This window comes from Thermogutta sp. (assembly GCF_014359955.1).
Classification (GTDB): Bacteria; Planctomycetota; Planctomycetia; order Pirellulales; family Thermoguttaceae; genus Thermogutta.
Map to the genome: position 1 here is coordinate 1 of NZ_JACIYL010000972.1, position 1447 is coordinate 1447.

The window sequence follows — 1447 nt, forward strand, 5'->3', positions numbered from 1 at the left end:
AGGGGCCAGGTATTGGCGTGAACGGGAACCACCATTTTGGGATGGAGAAATTTAACCGCCTGGAGCGCATCTTCAGGCCCCATCGTGAAGTTATCGCCAATGGGGAGTGCTGCGAGGGCTAATCCTTCCTGCCCGATTAGTTGCATATCCAGGAAAAGGCCCGTGTCACAGGCAAAATAGACTTTGCCCTCTGGCAAGGTAAGGAGAAACCCCGCGGCCACACCCCCGTAGCTGCCATCCGGAAGCATCGAGGTATGCACCGCCGGGGTCATTTTCACCCGGCCGAAGGAAAACTCGTAGCTGCCGCCGATGTTCATGGCGTGGGTCTTTTCCACGCCCCGCTTGGCCAGCCATTCGCAGATTTCATACGTGGAAATGACGGTAGCCTGATTCGCCTTGGCGATCTTTTCGGCATCGGCAATATGGTCGAAGTGCCCATGCGACACGAGGACGAACTGAGCCTGCACCTGATGCGATTTGACGGGGGCCACCGGTGAGTCGTCCAGAAACGGATCGAGCACAATTTGCGTGCCATTCGTCTGAATCAGCCAACTGCCGTGACCCAACCATTGCAATTCTGTGGCCATTCGTTCAACACCTCCTCGTTGTTCGTCAGTAGACCCGTCGTTTGATCACCAAAGCGTCTCAGCTATGACTCCCTGCCTGCGTTTGATCATCGCTATTATACAGGCGTGGCAAACTTCAGCAGAATCTCCCATTCCGGACAGACTGACACTTGCGCTCGCACACGGGGCACGGCGTGCCGATCGGTCGAGCTGACCTGTCACGTTCCATTGGAAAGGGATGCCTCTCCCCTGCCCTGCCCTGGGAAAAGAGACTCCGTCAGGTTTTCCGCAGGTAGTGGCGCATGTGCCGTTTGTACGCCTCGACACCTGGCTGACCGTAGGGATTGATGCCAATCAGGTAGCCTTCCGTGACAGTCGCCAACATGAGGAACTGGAACACGGCCCCCAGCGAGCGTTCCTCGATTTGGGGAATGACTATCTCCGCTGTTCTCCGGTAAGCCTCCGCGTATGCCTGATTGGTTCCCTGCCGTGCGGCATTGAGAAGCTCGTGGATGGTTCGGCCGGCGTACTCATTGAGTCCATCATCATTGGTGTCCCAGCGGGGGATGCGAAGGGTTACAAGGCACTCTTTGCCAGGCCAGAGGTTCGTAAACAGCTTGTCCCGGCGGCCCTCCTGATGCTGCTGGCCCCGCGAGTGCAAATCGCGGGTGTTGACAACGGTCAGCGGTGTGGCTCCCTGGCCATTTTTGCCGAGACTTTCCGAAAGAAGCTGATCATACCACAAGCCCACCGCCTCCAGACGCTTGCCCCAGGTGGCAAGGACGCGTGTGGAAGCGCCCCGCTGCACTTCCATAAGATGGCAGATCGCTACGTACTTCAAGATAGGATTTTCCGCCGGATCATTTGTCCGAAACGCAGCA

The 1447-nt window shown here is 57.3% G+C and carries 1 protein-coding gene and 1 pseudogene; both read right to left on the reverse strand.

Annotation, left to right across the window (positions count from 1 at the left end; translation table 11 throughout):
* A partial coding sequence (locus H5U08_RS18665; protein WP_297036612.1) for a metal-dependent hydrolase occupies positions 1–587 on the reverse strand: 587 nt, incomplete at its 3' end.
* A 256-nt stretch (positions 588–843) separates the two neighbouring features.
* A pseudogene (locus tag H5U08_RS18670) lies at positions 844–1447 on the reverse strand (glucose-6-phosphate isomerase); the annotation flags it as partial.